General features: G+C 66.0%; 9 protein-coding genes and 1 pseudogene. 6 read left to right on the top strand and 4 right to left on the bottom strand.

Annotation, left to right across the window (positions count from 1 at the left end):
* Window positions 1-4: 4 nt before the first annotated feature.
* Window positions 5-2,806 (top strand): helicase-related protein, encoded by a 2,802-nt coding sequence (locus tag OG792_RS21850; RefSeq protein WP_329101725.1) that lies wholly within the window; start codon window positions 5-7, stop codon window positions 2,804-2,806.
* Entirely contained in the window at window positions 2,803-7,719 is a 4,917-nt protein-coding gene (locus OG792_RS21845) for a class I SAM-dependent DNA methyltransferase (protein ID WP_329101724.1), read from the top strand. The genes OG792_RS21850 and OG792_RS21845 overlap by 4 nt, the downstream gene beginning before the upstream one ends.
* A 164-nt stretch (window positions 7,720-7,883) precedes the next feature.
* Here the strand turns inward: OG792_RS21845 and OG792_RS21840 are convergent.
* Window positions 7,884-8,065, bottom strand: a pseudogene (locus tag OG792_RS21840) (IS5/IS1182 family transposase); the annotation flags it as partial.
* Between the two features lie 51 nt (window positions 8,066-8,116).
* Between OG792_RS21840 and OG792_RS21835 the strand changes: the two are divergent.
* Window positions 8,117-8,845 carry an EcsC family protein gene (locus tag OG792_RS21835; protein ID WP_329101722.1) on the top strand — a complete coding sequence of 243 codons (729 nt, stop codon included), beginning with the start codon at window positions 8,117-8,119 and terminating at the stop codon, window positions 8,843-8,845.
* 138 nt (window positions 8,846-8,983) lie between these two features.
* Here OG792_RS21835 and OG792_RS21830 read toward each other — a convergent pair whose 3' ends face one another.
* Together OG792_RS21830 and OG792_RS21825 are read right to left on the bottom strand one after the other, a co-directional pair.
* Entirely contained in the window at window positions 8,984-9,610 is a 627-nt protein-coding gene (locus OG792_RS21830; RefSeq protein ID WP_329101720.1) for a DUF397 domain-containing protein, read from the bottom strand.
* Between the two features lies 1 nt (window position 9,611).
* On the bottom strand, window positions 9,612-9,752 hold the full coding sequence (locus OG792_RS21825; RefSeq protein WP_329101718.1) for a hypothetical protein: 141 nt from the start codon (window positions 9,750-9,752) through the stop codon (window positions 9,612-9,614).
* A gap of 656 nt (window positions 9,753-10,408) precedes the next feature.
* Between OG792_RS21825 and OG792_RS21820 the strand changes: the two genes are divergently transcribed.
* Window positions 10,409-12,463: a DUF262 domain-containing protein gene (locus OG792_RS21820; protein ID WP_329101716.1), complete on the top strand. Its 2,055-nt coding sequence runs from the start codon at window positions 10,409-10,411 to the stop codon at window positions 12,461-12,463.
* Between the two features lie 522 nt (window positions 12,464-12,985).
* Here OG792_RS21820 and OG792_RS21815 read toward each other — a convergent pair.
* Complete coding sequence (locus OG792_RS21815; RefSeq protein ID WP_329101714.1) at window positions 12,986-13,426, bottom strand: hypothetical protein; 441 nt, start codon at window positions 13,424-13,426, stop codon at window positions 12,986-12,988.
* Between the two features lie 189 nt (window positions 13,427-13,615).
* On the opposite strand from OG792_RS21815, the gene OG792_RS21810 reads away from it, so the two are divergent.
* Together OG792_RS21810 and OG792_RS21805 are read left to right on the top strand one after the other, a co-directional pair.
* Window positions 13,616-20,041 (top strand): DEAD/DEAH box helicase, encoded by a 6,426-nt coding sequence (locus tag OG792_RS21810; protein ID WP_329101712.1) that lies wholly within the window; start codon window positions 13,616-13,618, stop codon window positions 20,039-20,041.
* Window positions 20,038-22,218: a UvrD-helicase domain-containing protein gene (locus OG792_RS21805; protein ID WP_329101710.1), complete on the top strand. Its 2,181-nt coding sequence runs from the start codon at window positions 20,038-20,040 to the stop codon at window positions 22,216-22,218. The genes OG792_RS21810 and OG792_RS21805 overlap by 4 nt, the downstream gene beginning before the upstream one ends.
* Window positions 22,219-22,230: the final 12 nt, after the last annotated feature.

The raw sequence follows: 22,230 nt of genomic DNA, 5'->3' as shown, positions 1-22,230 counted from the left end.
ACCGATGAGCACCCCGCAGACCGCTACCTATGCGCCCGGCTCGCGCATCCTCGTACGCGACGAGGAGTGGTTGGTGCGTACGGCCAAGCCGTCCCGCGACGGCACGATGATCAAGGCCGTCGGCATTTCGGAGTTCGTGCAGGACGTCGAGGCAACGTTCTTCACCGCGTTGGAGGACGTCCGGGCGATGCGGCCCGAGGAGACCGTACTGGTCCGGGACACCTCGTCGCGATTCCGGCAGAGCCGGCTGTTCCTGGAGGCGGTGCTGCGGCGTACGCCGTTGCCCCGGTCCGAGCGGGGCCTGGCGTTGGCCGACCGTTTCCTGCTGGACCCGCTCACCTACCAGCAGCGCCCGGTCGAGCTGGCCCTGTCCGGCCTGCGCCCACGGATCCTGCTCGCCGACGTGGTCGGTCTGGGCAAGACGCTGGAGATCGGCCTGATCCTCGCCGAGTTAATCCGGCGGGGTCGGGGCGACCGGATCCTGGTGGTCTCGCCGCAGCAGGTGCTGGAGCAGTTCCAGCGGGAACTGTGGACCCGCTTCGCGATCCCGCTGGTGCGGCTCGACTCGACCGGCATCCAGCGGATCCAGCAGGAGATCCCGGCCGGCCGGAATCCGTTCACCTACTTCAAGCGGGCCATCATCTCGGTCGACACCCTCAAGGACGCCGGCCAGTTCGGTCACCACCTGGACGCGATCAACTGGGACGCCGTCGTCATCGACGAGTCACACAACCTGATCAACAAGGGCACCCAGCGTAACGAGCTGGCCCGACGACTAGCCGCGAAGACCGACGCACTGCTGCTGGCCAGCGCCACCCCGCACAATGGTGACAAGGAATCGTTCGCCGAGCTGATCTCGCTGCTCGACCCGGCTGCCATCGCTGACAAGAAAAACTACGCGCCCGGCGACATCGCCCACCTCTATCTCCGCCGGACGAAAATCAGCCCGGAGGTACGCGACCAGATCGGTGGTCGCTGGGCCGAGCGTGGGCCGTCGAAGGCCCTGCACTGCGCGGCTACCGACGCGGAGGAGCAGATCTTCACCGAGCTGACCGAGGTGTGGCTGGCCGGCAAGTGGAGCGACGAGGGCGCCACCGGCCAGGGCCGGCTGTTCCCGTACACGTTGTTGAAGTCCTTTCTCTCCTCGCACCGGGCGCTGCACGAGACGGTGACCGCCAGACGCAGGCAGGGGAAGGCCACCGGCACCGAACGGGCGGCGCTGGACCGGCTCGCGGAGCTGACCTCCGCGATGACCGACAAGGACTCCAGCAAGCTCGACCGGCTGGTCGAGGAGCTGAGGTCGATCGGCATCAGGCCGGGCAGCGCCATGCGGGCGGTGGTTTTTTCGGAGCGGGTGCCGACCCTGAAGTGGCTCGCCGAGGTCGTCCCGGCCAAGCTCGGCCTCAAGCCCAGCGCGGTACGGGTGCTGCACGGCGGTGTGGCCGACGCCGACGAGCAGAAGATCCTCCAGGAGTTCGAACTGGAGGGCAGCGACGTGCGGCTGCTCTTCACCGGGGACGTAGCCTCCGAGGGTGTCAACCTGCATCAGCAGTGCCACCACCTGATCCACTACGACATCCCGTGGAGCCTGATCCGGATCGAGCAGCGCAACGGCCGTGTCGACCGGTACGGGCAGAAGCATCAGCCCCAGTTCCGCGCGCTGATCCTCACCTCCGAGGTCCCTGACGCGAAGGACGACCGGGTGGTGGCGGAGAAGTTGCTCGACCGGGAGGAGGCAGCGCACCACAGCCTCGGCACCGTCGCACCCGTCATCGGCCTTTACGACGCCAAGGCGGAAGAGGACCGGCTGGTCAAGGACCTGTTCGCCGGTAAGACGGTGGAGGAGTCCTACGACACGGGTGTCGAGATCGACGTGCTCGCCGGGCTGATGGCCGAGGTCGGCCTGACCCCGGTGACCACCGACGTGCAGCGGGCCAGGGTGCCGAAGCTCTTCGACTCCACCCGTGATTTTGTCGACGCCGCGCTCCAGGAGATCTACGACGACCGACCCGACGACGCCATCGACCTGCGCCGCGAGGATGACCTGCTGACCTTCCTCGCCCCCGACGATCTGATGCACCGCCTGTCGGACCTGCCGAAGTCGTATCTCGGAGCGCACCGGGAGGGCGACCACCTGCGGTTGAAGGTCACCTTCGACCGCAAGCTCGCCCAACGCAAGCTCGACCAGGCCCGCGAAAGCAAGACCCCGATGTGGCCCGAGATCGCCTTCCTCAGCGACGTGCACCCGATGGTCGACTGGCTGGTCGACAAGGTGCTCATCCGGCTCGGTCGGCAGCAGGCCCCGGTGCTCACCGCCGGCGTGACCGAACCGGTCTTCCTCGTCCAGGGTGTGTACGCCAACCGACTGGGTCAGCCGACCGTCGTACAGTGGATGGCGATCTCCGGCCTGCCGGGCCAGCCGACGATCCGACCGATGGACGAGGTGCTGCGGCAGGCGAACGTCGGCCCGATGATGGTCAACCGGGCGGGGCGGATCGCGACGGACGAGCTGGCACCGTTGCTGGAGCCGGCCGTCGACGCGGCCCGCCGGCATCTCGCCGACAAGCGCGATGAGTGGGCCGAGGCGCACGCCGAACCGCTTCGCCGCTACCGCGCCCAACTCGACCGCTTCCAACAGGCCAGCCTCTTCGACGAACTGCCGTCCGCCCACCGCGAACGACGCCGCCAACGGGTGCACGACACCGTCCGGGAGCAGAACGATCTGCTCGATCGCCTGGAAACCGCCGGCGACCCGCTGCTGCGGGTCCTCGCGGTCCTCGTACCGTCTCCGGAGAATGCCGCATGAGTTTCGAATCGCTGACCAACCGCGGCGAATACCTTTCCGCGCACTACCTTGCCGAGGTGCTACCCGTCACGCTCAAGGGCGGCTTGCTCAAACGCTGGGCCGAGGAGAGGAAGGGCGGCAGGCTCACCCCGGACGCCGGCCTGGTCGGAATGCGCCGCGACTTCTTCGACGCCCGGACCGAGTTGGCCGACGTCGAGCTGTTCGACCCGGAGCGGCTGCGCAAGCTGCACGACGAACTGCTGAGGGCGCTTGCTTTCGACCCGCAGCCGCAGGTCATCACCGTCGAACGGGCCGGCCAGGAGCACGAGATCCGGGTCGCGCACGCCGAGCTGTCCTCCGCACACGGCATCGTGGCTCTGGACTGCGGTTGGGCGGTCGACACCGACGCGGCCCAGGACCCGGACGGCGCCGGCCGCCTGCTCGCCCCGGTCACCCTTGCCGGCGGCGACACCATCGAGACCGGGGCGAAGCTCGCCTCCTGGCTCTTCGCCGCCGAGAACCCACCCCGGTACGTGCTGATCCTCAGCGGCGGTGTGATCACCCTCGCCGACCGCAGCGTCTGGGGCGAGGGCCGCTACCTCGCGGTCAGCCTCGACTCCGCGTACGCCCGAAACGAGGAGCGGGAACTCGACGTCGTCGCGGCGCTCTTCGGCGCCGACTCGCTGCGCCCGCCCGCCGAGGGCGGCACCGAACCCCTCGCCGACCTGGTCGCCGGCTCCCGCCAGCACGCCGTCGGAGTCTCCGGCGAGCTGCGCGAGGGTCTGCGGATCTCGGTCGAACTCATCGCCAACGAGGTCCTGGATCGGATCCGGCAGGCCGGCTACCAGCCCCAGCAGGTCATGGAGCTGGACGAGTTGGCCAAGGAACTGGGGCGGGAGGCGCTGCGTTACCTCTACCGGATCCTGTTCCTGCTCTACGCCGAGGCCCGCCCCGAACTGGGCGTGCTGCCCGTCGACGACCCCGAGTACGTCGAGGGCTACAGCCTCGGCCGCCTCGGCGACCTGATTTCCCGGCGACTCGCCCCCTCGGCCGGGGGCGGCTTCCACCTCTACGAGTCTCTCGACCTGCTGTTCCGGATGGTCAACGAGGGTCACCGGGCCCGAGGCGGCGAGACCGTCGAGGAGAAGGCCAGCGAGGGTGAGGGGCTGCGGTTCGAACCGATGCGTTCGGACCTGTTCCTGCCGGAGAAGACGAAGCTGATCGGTTGGCAGCTCCCGCAGCCGGACAGCGATCCGGACGACCCCGATGGCCCGAAACTCGACACCCGGCTGCGCAACGCCACCCTTTACGAGGTGCTGCGTCGGCTGATGCTCACCAAGGGCGGCAGGAAGCGGCGCGGCGGGTTCATCTCGTACGCCCAGCTCGGCATCAACCAGCTCGGTGCGGTCTACGAGGGACTGATGTCCTACACCGGTTTTGTCGCCACCGAGAAGCTCTACGAGGTGGCCAAGAACGGCGACCCCAAGGACGGCTCGTGGATGATCCCGGCCACCAAGCACGACGAGTACGAGGACGCTGTCTTCGTCTACAAGGAGAACCCGTACACGGGTGTGCGCAGCCAGGTCAGCTACGAGCCGGGTCAGTTCGTCTACCGGCTCGCCGGCCGGGACCGGCAGACGAGCGCCTCCTACTACACCCCGCAGTCGCTGACCGAGGTCACCGTCCAGCTCGCGTTGAAGTACCGCCTGGACCAGGACGGGACCACGACCCGGGCACGTGAACTGCTTGACTGGACGATCTGCGAGCCGGCGCTCGGCTCCGGCGCCTTCCTCAACGAGGCGATCAACCAGGTCGCCGCCGAATACCTGCGCCGCCGGCAGAAGGAGCTGGAGCTCACCCTCGAACCGGAGGGCTACCACCTCGAACTCCAGCGGGTGAAGGCGTACATCGCCCTGCACAACTGCTACGGCGTCGACCTCAACCGCACCGCCGTCGAACTGGCCGAGGTCTCGCTCTGGCTCAACGTCATGCACTCCGGCCTCCAGGCCCCCTGGTTCGGCCTGCACCTCCAGCGCGGCAATTCCCTCATCGGCGGCGGACGCAAGCTCTACGACCCGAAGCAGCTCACCGACAAGTCGTGGCTGACCACCGCCCCGCAGGACAAGCCGTTCCGGGACGGCAAGATCGACGAGGGCACCATCCACCACTTCCTGCTCCCCGCCGACGGCTGGGGCGCGGTCGCGGGGGAGAAGGAGGCCCGCGAGCTGGCGCCGGCCCAGACTAAACGACTAAAAGCATGGCGTACGGCGATGAAGCGCGTCCCGTCCGCCAAGGGCTCGCGCGGTAAGCCGTCGCAGGTGGCGAGGTTGCAGGCGCTCGCCGGCCGGGTCGAGTTCCTGTGGGACCTGGTGCAGCAGCGGCTGGCCATCTCGGAGCAGGAGATCCGCCGCGATATCAAGGTCTGGGGCGCTGACGACCTGCCACCGGTCACCGGGGCGGTGGCCCGGGAGAAGATTCTCGAAGACCTGACCAGCCCCGGCACACCATATTGGCGCCTCAAGACGCTGATGGACGTCTGGTGCGCGCTCTGGTTCTGGCCCTTGGACAAGGTCGGCCTACTCGACGGCGCCGACGACGCGTACCCAGCAGCACCCGTCGAAATAACCCACGTGAGCGAAGAGCCGGAGTACGAGGACCCAGCCGTCTATGTGGTTACCGACATCTTTGGCCAGGAACAGGCGCAGCAGCTTAAGCTGCCGACGAGGCCGACCGTTACACGCAAGATTAGCCGGGCTGAACAATTTGATCGACCGGTGGCCCTGACCAACCTCGACGACTGGCTGACCTTCGCGGAGGCGTTGATCGGGCGGGCCGACATCCCAGCCGACTCGTTGGTCAGCGGGTTCTCGTCATTGGACGAACTGAGCGACTACGAAGATTCGCTGATCGGCCCAACGGGTATGGAGCCAGCGTACCGCCTCGGCGGCCGTTTCCCTTGGCTACCATCAGCCGAGTCGGTTGCTGAAGGGCAAGCTTTCTTCCATTGGGAGCTAATCTTCTCCCAAGCGTTCGGCAACGGCGGCTTTGACATCCAGGTCGGCAATCCGCCCTGGGTCCGTCCGCGCTGGCTAGAAGACGGTGTTCTTGCCGAGCACGATCCATGGTTCCGGTTGGTAGAAAAGGCTCCGGTGGACGATTGGCGAGCACGCAAGAGTGCACTCTTCAAACAATCCGCGTCAGCCCGATCGGACTTTCTAGCCGAGCTGATTGTCAACGCCGGCTTGACTGCCGTGCTCGGGCACTCAACGATGTACCCGCTGTTGGTGGGCACCCAGCCGAATCTCTACCGATGCTTCATGTGTCGAACTTGGACTCATCTCGGTCGGGATGGGACAGCAGGACTTGTGCATCCGGACACGCACTTCGCTGGCACTAAGGAGGTTCTCCTACGCAGCGCCGCATACCACCGTCTTCGGGTACATGGCGGGTTCGTCAACGGCGGTAACTGGGCGTTCAGTGACGCAGGCCGGGCTGTCGAATTCGGGCTGCACGTCTACGGCCGCCCCGGTCCCGTTCGATTCAATCATCTGAGTCGGCTCTACACCGCGTCGGTGCTGCCCGAATCGCTAAGACATCTTGGGGACGGACCGGTGCCGGGCCAGCGTTACGGTGGCACACCGGATAATCGGCCACACTCGTCCCGGGTGGTCGAGGTCGACGAGTCGACGCTGGCGGTGTGGCAGCGGCTGCGCGGCGGTGAGACTGAGGAGGATGTTACCCACGCGTCGCTACTTCAGCCGGTCACGGTGCACGAAGAGCGCGCCATTGCCGCATTAGCGTCGGTCGGCCGCCGGTTGGCGGCCGACGCTCCATACATCAGTAGTGGCTATCACGAGGCAAGCGCGAAAAAGGACGGCCTGATTCGGTGGCAACAGATCACACCGCGTAATCTTGCGGGACTCGTCATCCAGGGACCGCAGTTCGGGGTCGCGACGCCGTTCGCCAAGCAATCCCGTATCCCATATCGCAACAACCATGATTGGGACCCGCTCGATCTTACCGCCCTGCCCGAAGACTTTGTGCCAAGAACGAACTACGTCATAACCCCGGAGGAGTCGAAGACCCAAAAGGCCCAGGACCTGTGGAATGGAGAACGATATACAAGCCACTATCGGGTCGTGTGGCGCGAAATGATCGCTTTTAACATTGAGCGCTCGTTATTCGCGGCGCTCATCCCTCCGGGGCCGGCGCACATACATGCCGTCCGCAGCATGTCAATGACAACCAATCGTGCCACGGCGATTGTCGGTGGGCTCCTAGCGGCGCTTCCGATCGACTACCAACTTCGCATCACGGGGCGAGGCCATCTGGACGTCGCCGATCTGGAGGCCCTGCCCTCGCCGCAGGTCGACCACCCACTGGCGCCCGATCTACTGCTGAGGACGCTGCGGCTCAACTGTTTAACCAATGCGTTCGCGGCCCTGTGGAGCGAACTATTCGATCCGCGCTGGCGTGCCGAGCGGTGGGCGGTGCGGTGGGCAGGGCTGGGATCGCTTGGAGATGTTGGGCCGGCGTGGGACGGGGGGACGCCGCTCAGAACAGAGCGAGAGCGACGTGCCGCGCTTGTCGAGATCGACGCACTGGTAGCCGTCTGGCTGGGCATCGAGATAGAGGAGTTGATCGCAATCCTGCGGGCGCGGTACCCTATCCTCAACGAGCGCGAGGAGCGAATGTGGTGCGACGTGTCTGGCCGGAGAATCGCCGCTGATCCCTACGCGTTCGGATACGGGCAAACGAAGGAGCACTACGAGCAGTTGATGGCGTACCTGGATGACCCGGAGCGGAATCCGGTGCCGGAGGGGTACGTGGCGCCGTTCTACAAGGCGGATCGGGAGAACGAGTACCGGCAGGCGCACGCGGAGTTCAGTAAGCGGCTCCAGGACGCCATCGATGGGGGTTGGCAGCCTTCGTAGGTGATCGAAGCTTTCTCCATAACCGTCTCCTAAGGACCACCTGATGACTCCCAGCCACCGTCAGAAGCACCAGGCCGGTCGGCGCCTTGCGTGTTGCGGGGGATCTGCTGTCTGGCTGCCCGGCATGCATTGATGCTCTTCGTCCTGGGTAATGGTTGGCTTAAGAGGTGGTGCAGGACGAGGATGGCCTGCACGATCGCGGTGGCCCGGCCGGAGCAGCAGCGCAGCTTGACCAGGATCTTCCAGGCTGTGAAGGCGGAAATCGCCCGTTCGCCGTAGGCACGGATCTTCATGCGCGCCGATTCACGGCTTTCTGCCGGCGTAACAGAGCTATGGGACGGTGTCGATCCACGCGTGTGGTTCGATGAGCCGCGAGCGCTACCAGGGACGGAGAGCGATGGACGCGAACGAGACGGACGCGGGCGAACACGGTGAGGGTACTTCCAACGCGATGGTTCGCTTCTTCCAGAATCAGGTCATCAGGATCACCCGAGATGGTGTAGGTCCGATCGCTGGGTCGATCCCATACGCGGAGGCCCGTCTCGGCAAGGTCGACCCGTACATGCGCGGCCCGTTTACCGATTCTGATCGCGAGCCACTGCGTGACCAAGTGAGCGAGGCGGCGATCGAGCGGGTAATCGATCGACTAATCAAGGAGTCTATGGCTGCGTCTTCGACAAACGGGTTCTTCACCGGCCTAGGCGGTTTCGTGACCATGCCCGTCACGCTCCCCGCGAACGTTGCGGGGGCGCTGGTGATCAACGCGCGACTTGTTGGGGCGATTGCGTACCTTCGGGGCTACGACATCTCGGACCCGCACGTCCAGACCGTCATCACACTCGCGACGGCGGGCGGAACGCTAGGGAGCGCACTCCATGGGGTCGGAGTCAAGATCGGGACAAAGTTGACTGCGCAAGTAATCAAGGCGATCCCGATCGCTGTCATTCGGAGGATCAACGCGCGGGTGGGGTTTATGCTTCTCGCCAAGTACGGGACGCAGCGGTCGGTTCTTACCTTGGCGAAGGGCATCCCGATTGCCGGGGGCGTCGTCGGCGCCGGAGTGGATGCAACTTTCACCGCTCTGGTTGGTCGCGCAGCCAAAGCGAGCTTTCCGGCACAGGTCTAATTCGGAGGTGAGGTGTTTGACGAGATTGACGATCTCTGAGCCGTTTCAGCCCGGCGGTGTCAGCCTCGTCCTGTAGCTCGCCGAAGCCAACCGCCACGCGGGATGAGAATGGCTCATGCAGTGTGCCCAGACCTTCGTTTAGGTCAACAGACGCGCCGTCGCTGTGGGTGGTGACCGTGCAGGGTGTGTGTGGATGATTACCGGAGTTGACAAGTGCGCTGCGGCGACCACCATGGCGCACGTGCTGGTGAAAATTTGACGCGGGGCAGGCGAGACTTCTGCGTCGTGCCGGGTGACCCACTGCGTCGTGACATGGCCGAGCCGCACCAGGAGTTCGTGGGTAGAGTCGGCACCTGTCCGCGCAACCCGGAAAGCAAGCACACTGCGATCGAGCCCGCGCGGGTAGCAGCGTGCCAGGACCGCTGGACGCTGTTTGAACAGTCGGAACAGGTCGAGAGCGACGACGTCGGACAGTACTTGTAGCAGGGTCTGAGCCCAGGGTCTGAGCCGCTGATCCTGAGCGTGGCAGAGCGCACCTAGCAGGTCTACCAGGTGCGCTCTGCATCGTTGTACGGGGCTCATTCGGCCGAGCGAGCCGTTTCGATGAAGGTAGCCCAGGCGTCGGGGGGAGAAGGTTGAGCGCAGGGCCAGCAACGTGCTTGCTGTCGTGTACGCGACGATGCTGGGCAGGTCGTGAGCGACCTCGATGCAGTTGCCGCCGTTGTCGTCGCTGCGGGTGCTCTTGCGCCACCGGGTGCCGCTCAACTCAGCCCTGGCGAACCTTTCTGATGATTTTGTTGATCAGATGCTTCGATTCTTCCTCGTCAAGGGCCGGCTCATCGATGCGTAGCCAGACCACGCCGGGGCGGGTCCGCCGGGCGCGCTCTTGTTCGTCTTGCAGCTTCAACTTGCCGCGCTGGCCGTTCGGACGGAGGCTGAAACACGTATATGTTGCCCTTACCTATTTGGTGGGTTGCGCACAGCCATTCATCACTGTCGCATCTGTGGCCATATGGGAGGCTATGGCAAAGGCGATGAGGCGACCCAAATTGGCCTCAAGATGGATGCAGGGTGGTGGATTTAAGGGATCTTGAGCAGGCTATCTGACACGGTCCGGGCGTCGCCGACTGTTCGACTCGTGATGATCTCGGGTCCGGTTGTCAAGGCAAGATGCCGAGGCATGGCCCCTGGGCTGTCCGAAGCAGACAAACGGTTGAGCCGTCGTCGCTCTCCGATCGATAGGTTTGCGGGCATGCCATCTCGCAAACGACACGGCCGATGGCCGCCCACACCCACCCAGATTGAGCGCGGTACCCCGAAGCTGTCGCCACCCGAGGAGCTAGATGAGTCCGAGGACTGAGTGGAGAGCCCGTAGATCGTGGCTGGTTACGCCGATCTGTGAAGGGCGGCGAGGGCATGTGTCAGCAGGACGCCGAGCGCGACCAGTTGGGTCGGCGGCCAGGACACCTCGGCCGGCGCGACCGAGTCCCGGCTCAGGGCGGCTGTAGCCCCGCCCCTCGCTTCACCGCCGTATAGTCGCACCTCACCGATGAGGGGAGCCCCGTGCCGTTTCAAGCGCCCATCACAATCGCCACCGCACTCGAGCGGATGAACCGCCATGAGTACGTCCTTCCTGCGATCCAGCGCGAGTTCGTCTGGGGTCCTGACCGAATCTGCAAGCTGTTCGACAGTCTGATGCGTGGTTATCCAATTGGCTCATTCCTGTTCTGGAAGGTGGATGGTGAGCACGTAAAGTCTTATACATTCTATGACTTCGTGCGCACCTATCACGCCAAGAACTCGCCGCATTGCCCAACTCTGGATGTCGAACGGGGGCGGGCGGTAACCGCAATCCTTGATGGGCAGCAGCGGCTGACTGCGCTGAATATCGGCCTTCGGGGGTCACACGCCGAGAAACTTCCGCGGATGCGTGCCAACAACCCGTCCGCGTATCCCATCAAGAGGCTGTACATCGATCTGCTGTCCCGGGGCGACGACGATGAATTGGACCTCGCTTACCGTTTCCGTTTCCTCACCCCAGAAGAGGCGGCCGCTTCGGTAGACGGATCGTTCTGGTTTCTCGTCGGAGATATCCGCGAGGTGAACGAGGGTGACGAGGTGTTCGACATTGCGGCGCAACACAATCTTCCTGTTGTGGCAGGTCGAGTGCTCTTCAAGCTGTACGACGTAGTGAAACGACAGACGTTGATCAACTACTTCGAGGAGGAGGACCAGCGCCTCGAAAAGGTGCTGAACATCTTTATACGCGTTAACAGTGGCGCTGTTCCTCTTTCGTTTAGTGATCTGCTTCTTAGTATCGCAACTTCCCAGTGGCGGGACCGCGATGCGCGAGAGGAGATCCACGAGCTCGTTGATGATCTGAACCGCACGGGTCAGGGTTTCAACTTTGACAAGAACAGTGTGCTCAAGACCGGATTGGTCTTGTTGGGGAAGGGTGATATTCGGTTCAAGGTTGGCAACTTCGATCGACACACGATGCTGGAGATGGAGGATGGCTGGGAGGATATCGAGCGGTCGCTTCGCCTAGCCGCCCAACTGCTGAGCGACTTTGGTTTCTCGTCGGCTACTCTGCCGGCAAGCAGCGTGATGATTCCGCTCGCCCACTACGCCCACCTTCGCCGGCTGGATGATGGCTACCTGCGCCGTGCTGCTGATGCGGTAGATCGCAATGAGGTTCGGCGGTGGTTATTGAAAGCGGTGATCAAGAGCGGGATTTGGGGTAGTGGGCTCGATACGCTGCTCAGCGGCCTTCGTGCGGTGCTCGACGCTGAGGCGCGCTACGGGTTTCCCCGTGTGGCGGTGGAGCGTGAAATGGCGCGACAAGGCAAGCCATTGCGATTCGATCCATTCGAGGTCGAGGACCTGCTTGATATTAAGTATGGTGGAGCGCGAACCTATGCGCTACTCGCCCTGCTCTACCCTGGGATCGATGTGCGCAACTCATTTCATGTCGACCATGTCTATCCGCGTAGCAGGTTCACTACAGCTCGGCTGCGGTCCATGGGGATTCCGGAAGACAAGATCCCGCTATACCTTGAGCGATGTGATCGGCTAGCGAACCTCCAACTGCTGGAAGGAGCTGAGAATGTCGACAAGCGCGCGGCTCTGCCGGCGGAATGGGTGGTGCGGGCCTACCCTGATTCTGGCGCACGGTCCGGCTACCTTGCGCGGAACGACCTCGGGGAAATGCCGGAGCTAGATGGCTTTCTTGAGTTTTACGATAGGCGTCGCGCCCTCATGCGCCAGCGGCTGCTCGACCTACTAGGAGTTGATCCTGCGGCAGTGGCCGAGGTGCAGCGGCAAGCAGCAGATGAGGCCAAAACGTCTCTTGGATTCGGTCTGGCCAGCGCTTCGGCCACCGGGCGGAGAGACATCGCGGCCCATATCGTCTCGGCATTTGCCGCAGTTCCGCCTGGCGCGTTCCTGACAGTCGGAGAGATCAGGTCACACAGGAGCGAGGAGTACGGCGACGAATTCCCCTCCGCAGGGGCGATTGCCGCCCGGCTCTTCCCCGCGTCTGGCCGCTGCACGGTGCCTGACGTCGAGCCGGGTGCGAACGACCGTGGCGTACGGGGGGCCCGGAAGTCAGTTGGTTGACCACACAAAGTCGAGGACGTACCGACCTCGTACCCGCATCCCGCACGGACGACCCCGCGCCGATGACTGCGGCGCGGTACGCGTCTGCCGGGGCGGATCGTGGCGCCACCACCAACTGCGGGCTCGGGCCGGGTACCGGGACGCGGTCAGTTCTTCGTACGCAACGACGACCTCGGATTCCGTATCCTCCGAGACCGCTATTAACGGTGGTCATGAAGTTCTGGCGCGGGCTACGCGTTGGCCCTGTGCTGCACCTCACGTGTCACTGTCGACAATTCGCGCTCCCTTTGCCCCGTGCCCGGCCCAGTGGATTGCCGGTCGCCTCGATATCACGTGGCACGCGGCGGGGCCGGAGGGCGCCGGATCCACACCGTATGGTGGCTCGGGCGTGGACGATCGATGGCGAGACCGTCGAGAGCGCGATTGTGCGGGACGGCAGCGGGGTCACCGAAAAGTTGGATGGGACGGCTGACGCCGGGCTGGGTGGAGTGGGCGGGGCCTCGGTCCCCGCCCACTCGTGGGTCAGCGGCCCCCGCGTCCCGCGCCACCACTCTCGGCGCGTAGCTGTCGCAGCGTCTTGCCGGAAGGCTGGTGGGTCCAGTTGGCCCAGCCGTCTATTGCCGTGCCGACCAGCTTTCCGAGAGCCGGAGACGGGTCCTTGTAGCGGTCGAGGTCAGTCTTGATCCAGCCATCCGCCTCGACCACGGCGGTGAAGCTCCGACCTTTCCGCGCCTGGACGTGAGCGAGCGCGTCCCCCGGTTTCACGGGCCCTTTCGCGATGAGTTCCGCGAGGGCACCCGGGATGGACGACATGGGCTGACGGCCGGCGGATGGGCTGACGCTCTTCGTGACGGTGCCGGGCGTAAGCAGCAGCCGTCGCAGAACGTCATTGGGTTGCTCGAAGCCTTGAACACGCGCCTCCAGATGCGAGTAGACCTCGTCATCGATCTCTATTCGACGCACTGCACCTCCATACGTGATCTGCCAGATCTTGGAGATCTGGGCGACTGGGTGAGATCCTACCATGCGTGCCCGGTGCTGTTGAGGCTCTGTTGGTCGGCTTGAACCATGCGGCCGGTAGTCCAAAATGTCGGACCGGGCGGGGGTTCGGCACCCCGTGTAAGCGCAGTAGCATTCGGCGGTGATCCGCTCATGAGGCCCACCGTCGCCGCCGACACCCTGCGCAGGACCCTCACCCAGTACCTGACCACCACCTTCGGGCTCACCGAGGACGGCGTACGCGAGGGTTTGGAGGGGTTTCTCTCCCACCCGGAGCAGGGCATCTTCCGGGGGCCGTACCTGCGGATTCGTACCCCGTTCCGGCCGGCGGAGGGTGACTGGCGGGCGAGCCTGGATTGGGCGCCGGTCGACTTCGCGCCCTATCTGCACCAGGCCAAGGCGTTCGCCCGACTCTCCTCGAAGGGCAAGGCCGCCGAGCCGACCCTGATCACCACCGGTACGGGCTCCGGCAAGACCGAGTCGTTCCTGATTCCGGTGCTCGATCACTGCCTCCGGGAGAAGAGGCGGGGTCGGGTCGGGATCAAGGCGATCCTGCTGTACCCGATGAACGCGCTGGCCACCGACCAGACGCAGCGCATCGACGGACTGCTGCGCGATCCGGCGCTCGTCCAGGTCACGGCAGGTCTCTACATCGGCGACGTGGCGGCGACCGAGTACCCACACGTGATGACCAAGCGGTCAGAGATGCGGCGCACTCCGCCGGACATCCTGATCACCAACTACAAGATGCTCGACCTGTTGCTACAGCGCGCCGACGACCTCCCACTCTGGGAGGGGGCCGAGCCGGCGTACGTGGTCCTGGACGAATTCCACAGCTACGACGGCGCGCAGGGGACCGACGTGGCCATGCTGCTGCGGCGGCTCGGCGCCGCCCTGGACCTGGCCCGGCCGGACCGCCCGCTGGGGTCGATCTGCCCGGTCGCCACGTCCGCCACGCTCGGTGAGGGCGGTGGCCGGGATGGTCGTACGGCGATCCGCGAGGTGGCCGAGCAGGTCTTCGGTACGAGCTTCGACGAGAGCTCGCTGATCGGCGAGCAGCGGTACGAACCGGGCGAATTTATTACCAAACAGGACTTCAATCTGCCGCTTCCCAGTCCCGAAGAGCTCGCCGCAGTCGACGACCACGACCCGGAGCAGATGATGGCGGAGGTCTCCGAACTGCTGCTCGGCGAACGCCGCGTCGACGACCCGACCCGGCTGGGTGAGCTGCTGCGCCAGCACCCACTGACCAAGGCGGTGCTCGACTCCCTCGGCCCGGCCCCGCGCACCCTCGACGAGATCATCGACGTGCTTCCGCGCAAGAACGCCACCGGCTGGGGCAGCGCGATGAAGACCCGCCCGGAGATCACTGCCAAGGCTCTCGCCCGGTTCGTCGGCCTGCTCTCCATGGCACAGAACCCGGATGCACCGGGTCGTCCGCTACTCAACATCGAAACCCACCTCTGGGTACGTGCCGTCTCCCGACTGCTGCGCGGCACCTCCCACCGGGCCGCGTTCGGTTGGTACGGAGAGCCACCCCGGGAGCAGGACCCGTACGCGCCCGAAGCAGACGCGGTGGTCGCCGACAATCGCCACCCCCGGCTGCCCGCCATCTACTGCCGCCACTGCGGGCGGTCGGGCTGGATGGCCCTGTCACCGGAGAAGGATCCGCAGGAGTTGGAGACCGACCCGGACAAGATCTACCGGGCCAGCATCGGTCGGGACAAGCGGCGGGTCCGTGCCCTCATCGCCGCCACCGGCGACGAGGTGCAGCGGCGCTCCGGTGGGCTCCTGGTGCTGGAACACGGTCGGCGGGTACGGCCCTTCAAACCCGGGCAGGACCAGCAGCAGGTCGACGAGGCGGTCGTCGTGCTCGGCGACATCCTCGGCATAGATGGGGCGGAGAAGGACCGCTGTCCGTCCTGCCAAATGGATCATGGCATCCGGTTCCTCGGAGCCGGCCTGGCCACCCTAGCCTCGGTGGCGATCACCCAGCTCTTCACCGGTGCCGAGCTGAAGGGAACCGAAAAGAAGACCCTGCTGTTCAACGACTCGGTCCAGGACGCCGCGCACCGGGCCGGCTTCGTCGCCAACCGGTCGTACGCCTTCTCGCTGCGCTCCCTGCTCGCCGACAAGTTGTCGCCCGGCGTGACGGTCGGCCTGGACGAGCTCCTCGTCAACATGATCGAGGCTGCGGCACAGCCGGAGATCCTCTCCACCGTCGTACCACCCGATCTGCACGACCAGCCCGGCGTCGACACCCTGCTCGCCGGTGAGGACATCGGTGCCCGCGACACCTGGACCCTGATCAGCGAGCGGCTGGTCTTCGCCGCCGTGATGGAGACCGGCCTACGTGCCCGGCAGGGCCGTACCCTGGAACTGACCCGCAGCATCGCCGTCGAGGTCGCGCTCGGCGATCCGGCGAAGGCCGCGGTCGTCTGCCGCGATGTCCAGCGCACCGGGCCGGGCCAGCTCGACGGTACCCAGCCGGACGACGCCCGTTACCTCGCCTTCCTCCGAGGACTGCTGGAACGGCTGCGTACCCGGGGAGCGATCTACCACGAGTGGCTGGCGCCGTACCTGAAGCGGGGCGGCACCCGCTGGCAGGTCTGGGGCGGGCGGCCGCCCGGCATGCCAGCCTTCCCGAGGGGCCTCTCCGCGCCCGCATTCTTGCTCGCCACCCCCAAGGCACGCTCCGAGTTCGACGCGATCACCGCGCGGGGCAACTGGTACCAGGACTGGACCTCCCGCTGCCTCGGGCTGGACCTCAACGAGGCCGCCGGCTACCTCTCCCGGCTGTTGCCGGCCCTAGCCGCGGCGGACATCGTCGCCGCCGGCAACACCGACGACGGCAACACGGTGTACGGCCTGATGCCCGGCCATCTTCGCGTGACCCGGCTCGATGATACGGCGGCGGCGGTGGCAGGGGTCGGCTGCGACACCTGCCACTGGCAGCAGACCGAACACCCGGACCGGGTCGCCGACTGGATCGGACAGCCGTGCCGGCAGTACCGCTGCGCGGGACGGCTACGAGCGGCCCACGACGACACCGCGCCGGGGGACTACTACCGTCGGCTCTACCTGGACAGCCCCGTGTTCCGGGTGGTCACCGGCGAGCACACCGGCATGCTGACCCGCGCCCAGCGGGAGACTGTCGAAAAGCAGTTCCGCGAGGGCGACCGCTACACCGATCCGAACGTGCTCTCCTGTACACCCACGCTGGAGATGGGCATCGACATCGGTGCGCTGTCCGCCGTCGTACTGGCGTCGCTGCCGCACGGACCGGCCAATTATGTCCAACGGGCTGGCCGGGCCGGCCGTAAGAGCGGCAACGCCCTGGTGCTGACCCTCGTCGGTCGCACGGAGCGGGACCGCTACTACCTGACCGAGCCGCGCGACATGATCGCCGGGCAGATCGTGCCGCCCGGCTGCTTCCTCTCGGCGGTGGAGATTCTGCGCCGGCAATACCTGGCCCACTTGATCGACCTGGCCGCCCGGGACCGGCTGCCCGGGGTCATGCCCATGCCCCGCCGCGCACACGTGCTCTTCGGCCCGAACGGCTGGCTCAGCGGTCTGGCCCAGGCAGGTCGGCGCGATGGTTCTCGCCTGGTCGAGGAGTTCCTCGTGCTCTTCGGCGACAAGGTGCTTCCGGTCGCCGCCGACCAGCTACGCGAGTTCGCCGCCGACGGCATCGTTCACCGGGTCACGGAGGCGGACGACGCGTGGGAGGACCGCCTCGCGGACCTGCGGCGTCGGCTCCACGAAATCGATACCGCGCGCGGCACGCTGGTTCCGAGCGACCCGGACCACGCCCGTGAACTGAGGATGCTGAAAGCGGAGGCGGGTGCTATCCGCAGGCGGCTCCGCGAGGTCAGCTCGGCCGCCGCGCACGCCACCCTGGTCGAGTTCGGCCTGCTTCCCAACTACGCCCTGATCGACACCCGGACGGCGTTGGAGGCGACGCTCACCTGGGAGGAGAAAAGCGAGGGCGACCGGCGGTTCCACAGCGAGCTGCGCGAATACGACCGGCCCGCCCGGCAGGCGCTGGTCGAGATCGCCCCCGGCAACAGCTACTACGTGCGCGGCTACAAACATGAGATCTCCGGGCTGGACGTCGGCCCGGCCGACCGGCCGGCGTACGAGCAGTGGCGGGTCTGCGCCCAGTGCGGCTACGTCCGTACCCACCTGGCGCAGGAGGACACCAGCCCCTGCCCGCGCTGTGCCGACCAGGGCATCGCCGATCACGGGCGACTGTTCAGGGTGCTCCAACCAACCCGGGTGCTCAGCCGGGACAAGCGGGAGGACGCACGCATCCGGGACGACAGCGACGACCGGGACCGGCGCTTCTACGCCACCACCGTCGCCGTCGACATCGACCCGGGCAGGGTCGAGTCGTCGTGGCGGCACGCACACGACACCTTCGGAGTCGACTACAGCCGGCACGCGATGATCCGGCACTTCAACCTCGGCGCCCAGCGGTACGACCGAGCCACCGAACCGTTTGCCGGCGATGAGGTCCGGATCACCCGGTTCCACACCTGCACATCGTGCGGCGGAACCACGGTCGACGGAGCGCCGGCCGTCGGTCAGAAACTCGCCGCGGAGGCGTCCGGCTCGACAGTGATCCAGGGGGCTGAGCATCACCGACCGTGGTGTCCGTACCGGCGCTCGCCCAGCGGCCCCGACTCCCACGTCGACCTGATCCTCGCCCATGAACTGGAAACCGAGGCGCTGCGCATCCTGATACCCGCGGTCACCGCCGTGGTGCAGGAGCGGCTCGTCTCGTTCGCCGCCGCCGTCCGCCTGGGCATCGCGGCCCAGTACGGTGGCGATCCGGTACATCTCCAGGTCGTACGGGCGACGATGCCCGACGGACAGAGCGGCGGTACGCGTAACTTCGTCGTCGTATACGACACACAGCCTCAGGGCACCGGCTACCTCCACCGGCTCGCCCGGCCTGAGGAGTTCCGGGCCATCCTGGAGCTGGCTCGCCAAAGGATCGCCGACTGCGTCTGCCGGACCGAGGGCAAAGCCGTCTGTCACCGCTGCCTTTTGCGCTACGCGCGCAACGAGGAGTTCGCGTTGATGAGCCGTGACGAGGCGTTGTCCATGTTGGACCGGCTACTCGACGGCTGGGAGGTCCAGCAGGGACCCCGCACCGACGAGATCTCGCTCATCCACCAGGTGGAGAGCGAGCTGGAAATGCTCTTCCTCAACAAGTTGCTGGCCCGCCCCGAGCTACCCGGCTCCGGGCTGCGGATCGAACGGCGTACCGACCACGACGGGGCCCGCATCGCCGATCTTCGGTTCACCACGAACGGTGGCCAGAACATGACGCACTGGCAGATGAAACTTCAAAACACCATCCGGGGCACGCGGCCCGACGTCCACTTCAAGCGGCTTGACGCACCGTCGCCCGAGGTCGCCGTCTACCTGGACGGATTCAAGTACCACGCCTCGGCGGAGCACAACCGTCTGGCCGACGACGCGGAGAAGCGGGCACGGCTCCGCGCTCACAACTACCGCGTCTTCGCCGCCACCTGGGACGACGTCACCACCTGGGGCAACGAGGAGAAGCCGGGGAGCTGGACGCCGTACGCGGGAAACGGGCAGCAGAAGGCCCGCGATCTGTACCGGCAGATCGCCCCCGTCGCGGACCCCGACGAACTGAGACGCGTTGTCTGGACGAATCCCATCGACCTACTCATGCAGTTTCTCGCCGATCCTGACCTGGGCCTCTGGCAGAAGAGGGCGGAAGCGACCCTCGCCGGTCTGCTTCCACAGGCGCGGGAGAAGACCGCTGCGGCCTCCGGCGGGATCGGTGAGCGGATCCTGTCCGCCCTTCGCGGTGAACCGCTGCCGCCGGCGCAGCCGGGCCGGATCGCGTTGTTCCGCGCCAGGGACGACGCAGACTGCTCGCTTACCCTGATCGTCGACGGCCGTGGCGACACCCGTGTCTGGTCGGCACTGTCCGTGATCGACGACTCGGCAGCCGCGGTGACCGGCGATGGCCACAAGAAGCGCTGGGCCTCCTGGCTGGCCTGGGGGAACATCGTCCAGTTCGTCGCCAACGGGGGCGGGGATGCGGGGCAGCTTGCTTCCTCCGCGCTCGACTCCTTCGACCCGGCCTCCATGGCGGTCACCGAGGGCACCGGGTTCACGCTGGCGCGGCGGGCGCTGCCGTTGGACAACGAGACCGCCACCTGGCTCGGCGTCGTCGCCCAGCAGGTGCCGGTCGAGCAGGAGGCCGTCGACAACGAGTCACCCTGGCACGAGGTGTTGCAGTACGTGAACCGGGACGAGAGCACCCTGGAAGCGCTCGTCCAGCAGCTGGCACGGCAGGGTGCGCCAGCACCGGTGGTCGGGTACGAACTCGGCGACCAGGGCTGGCAGGCCGAGCTGGCCTGGCCGGACCGGCGGGTAGCGATCGTGCTCGCCGGCTCGCAGGACGACCCGGAGGTGGCCGACCGGGACCAGGCGTACGCGGTCGCGGGCTGGCACGCCCGTACCGCACGGGACTGGTCGGCAGACGAACTGGCGGCGCGGATCGAAGCGACGAGTGAGGGAGAGCGTCGATGAACACCGGAACCAATTTGCGCATGCTGGATCGGGCTGACAAGGAGGTCATGAAGCTCAACCGTGCCGACAAAGGCGCGGTCTACGAGTTCATGCACAAGTTCCGGAACAATCCGGAGAACCCTGGCCTCAACCTCAAGCCGCTCAATGGCGACGCCCGTCTGATGTCTGCGCGGGTCAGCAAGGACTATCGTGCTCTGCTCCTGCACATCACTGAGCGTGACTACCTCCTCGTCGCAGTCAAGCACCGTGGCGAGGTCTACGAGGACCTGGACCGGTACGCGTACCGGATCAACCGGGTCACCGGCGGTATCGAGGTCGTCGACCTTGCGCCGGTGGGAGACAGCATCGTCGGTCGGGTGGTGCCACCGGAAACCAAACCGGCGCCCGCGAAGAAGCCGCTCTTTGACGCGTACACCGACCCCCAACTGATCGACCTGGGGGTGGCCGAGCCGTTGTTGCCGCAGATCCGAGACCTGGCCGACGAGACCGAGTTGCTGCAACTGCTCGACCGCGCGCCCCAGTTGACTACCGACGTGCTCTTTGCGCTCTTCGACGGTGTCCCGTACGACGATGTGCTCAAGCAGGTCACAGACCCGGTACGGGCCGACGAGCCGATCGACCCGGAGGACTTCGAGGCGGCGGTGGAGCGTCCGGCAACCCAGGTCTCCTCGGACGACGAGGCACTCCAGGCCATGCTCAACGAGTCATTCGAGCGTTGGCAGATCTTCCTACACCCTACCCAGCGCAAACTCGTCGAACGCAGGTACAACGGGCCTGCTCGGGTCGGTGGGGGGCCGGGCACCGGCAAGACCATCGTCGCCCTGCACCGGGTCGCGCATCTCGCCCGGCAGTTGCCGCCCGGCACGGACAAGCCGATCCTGCTCACCACCTTCAACCGAAATCTCGCGGCCGACCTGCGTACTCGTCTCATGGCGCTGTGTGGGCAGGAACTGGTCTCCCGGGTTGACATCGTCAACATTGACCGGCTGGCGAGCCGGGTGGTGGCCGAGGCCAAGGCAGGCGGCACCAGGCGAGTGGTCGACGACAACCGGGTCCCGCAGTTGTGGACCGATTTCCTCGTCGAGACCGGCGTGTCCGGCTGGGATGCGGAGTTCCTCACGGCCGAGTGGACCCAGGTGATTCTCGGACAGGTGCTCAACTCCAGGACCGACTATTTCAAGGCCCGCCGTCCCAATCGCGGACGTACGCTTAACCGGGCCGAGCGGGACCAGATCTGGCAGTTGACCGAGCGGTTCACGAGCTGGCTCGAAGGCCAGGGAGTCTGGACCTGGCGGCAGGTAGCTCAGCGGGCGGCCCGGTTGGAGATGGATCGAGCTGCTCAGCAGCCAGCCAACGGTAGCGAGTCCTCGGCAGGTCTCTACCGCCCCCGGTACCGCCACATCGTCGTGGACGAGGCCCAGGACCTGAGCGCCGCGCATTGGAAGATGCTGCGGGCGATGGTGGCGCCCGGTCCGGACGACCTGTTCCTTACCGGCGACACCCACCAGCGCATCTATGACAATCACGTGACGCTGAGCAGCCTCGGTGTCAATATCCGTGGTCGCTCGTCGCGTCTGACCCTGAGCTACCGAACCACCCGGCAGATCCTCGCGGACGCCTTGCAGATCATGACCGGAGAGGTCTACGACGATCTCGACGGTGGAGCCGAGGACCTGGCCGGTTACCGGTCACTGCTGCGCGGCGGCAAGCCGACGTTCCGCAGCGCGGCTACCTGGAGCGAGGAGCGGGATCTCATCACCGAGCAGTTGCGGAGTTGGGGCAACCCGGCTGACGGCTCGGTGGCGATCTGTGTACCAACGAAGGATCTCGCGAACGACATCGCTGCCCGTCTGGAGGCCGAGGGCGTGATGGTGGTCGAGATCGGCCCGGACGGACCGAGACGCCCGGATGGCGTCCACGTCGGCACCATGCATCGGTTCAAGGGCCTGGAGTACCAGCGTGTGGTCATCGCGGGGGTCAGCGATGGACTTGTGCCCCGGCAGATGATCAGCCGATACCGCGACAGCGATCCGAAGCGTTACCAGCGCGAGCGCCAGCGGGATCGATCCCTGCTGTTCGTCGCCGCGACTCGTCCGCGCGACGAACTCGTAGTGTCCTGGCATGGCACGCCCAGCCCGTTTTTGACCAGCCGGCTCGTGCAACGCCCACGGACGTGAGGTCCACCCCTG

Origin of the sequence: Micromonospora sp. NBC_01699 (genome assembly GCF_036250065.1) — a bacterium.
GTDB lineage: Bacteria > Actinomycetota > Actinomycetes > Mycobacteriales > Micromonosporaceae > Micromonospora_G.
The sequence above is the reverse complement of the archived record's forward strand: the minus strand, read 5'-3'. Positions and strand labels throughout refer to the sequence as shown.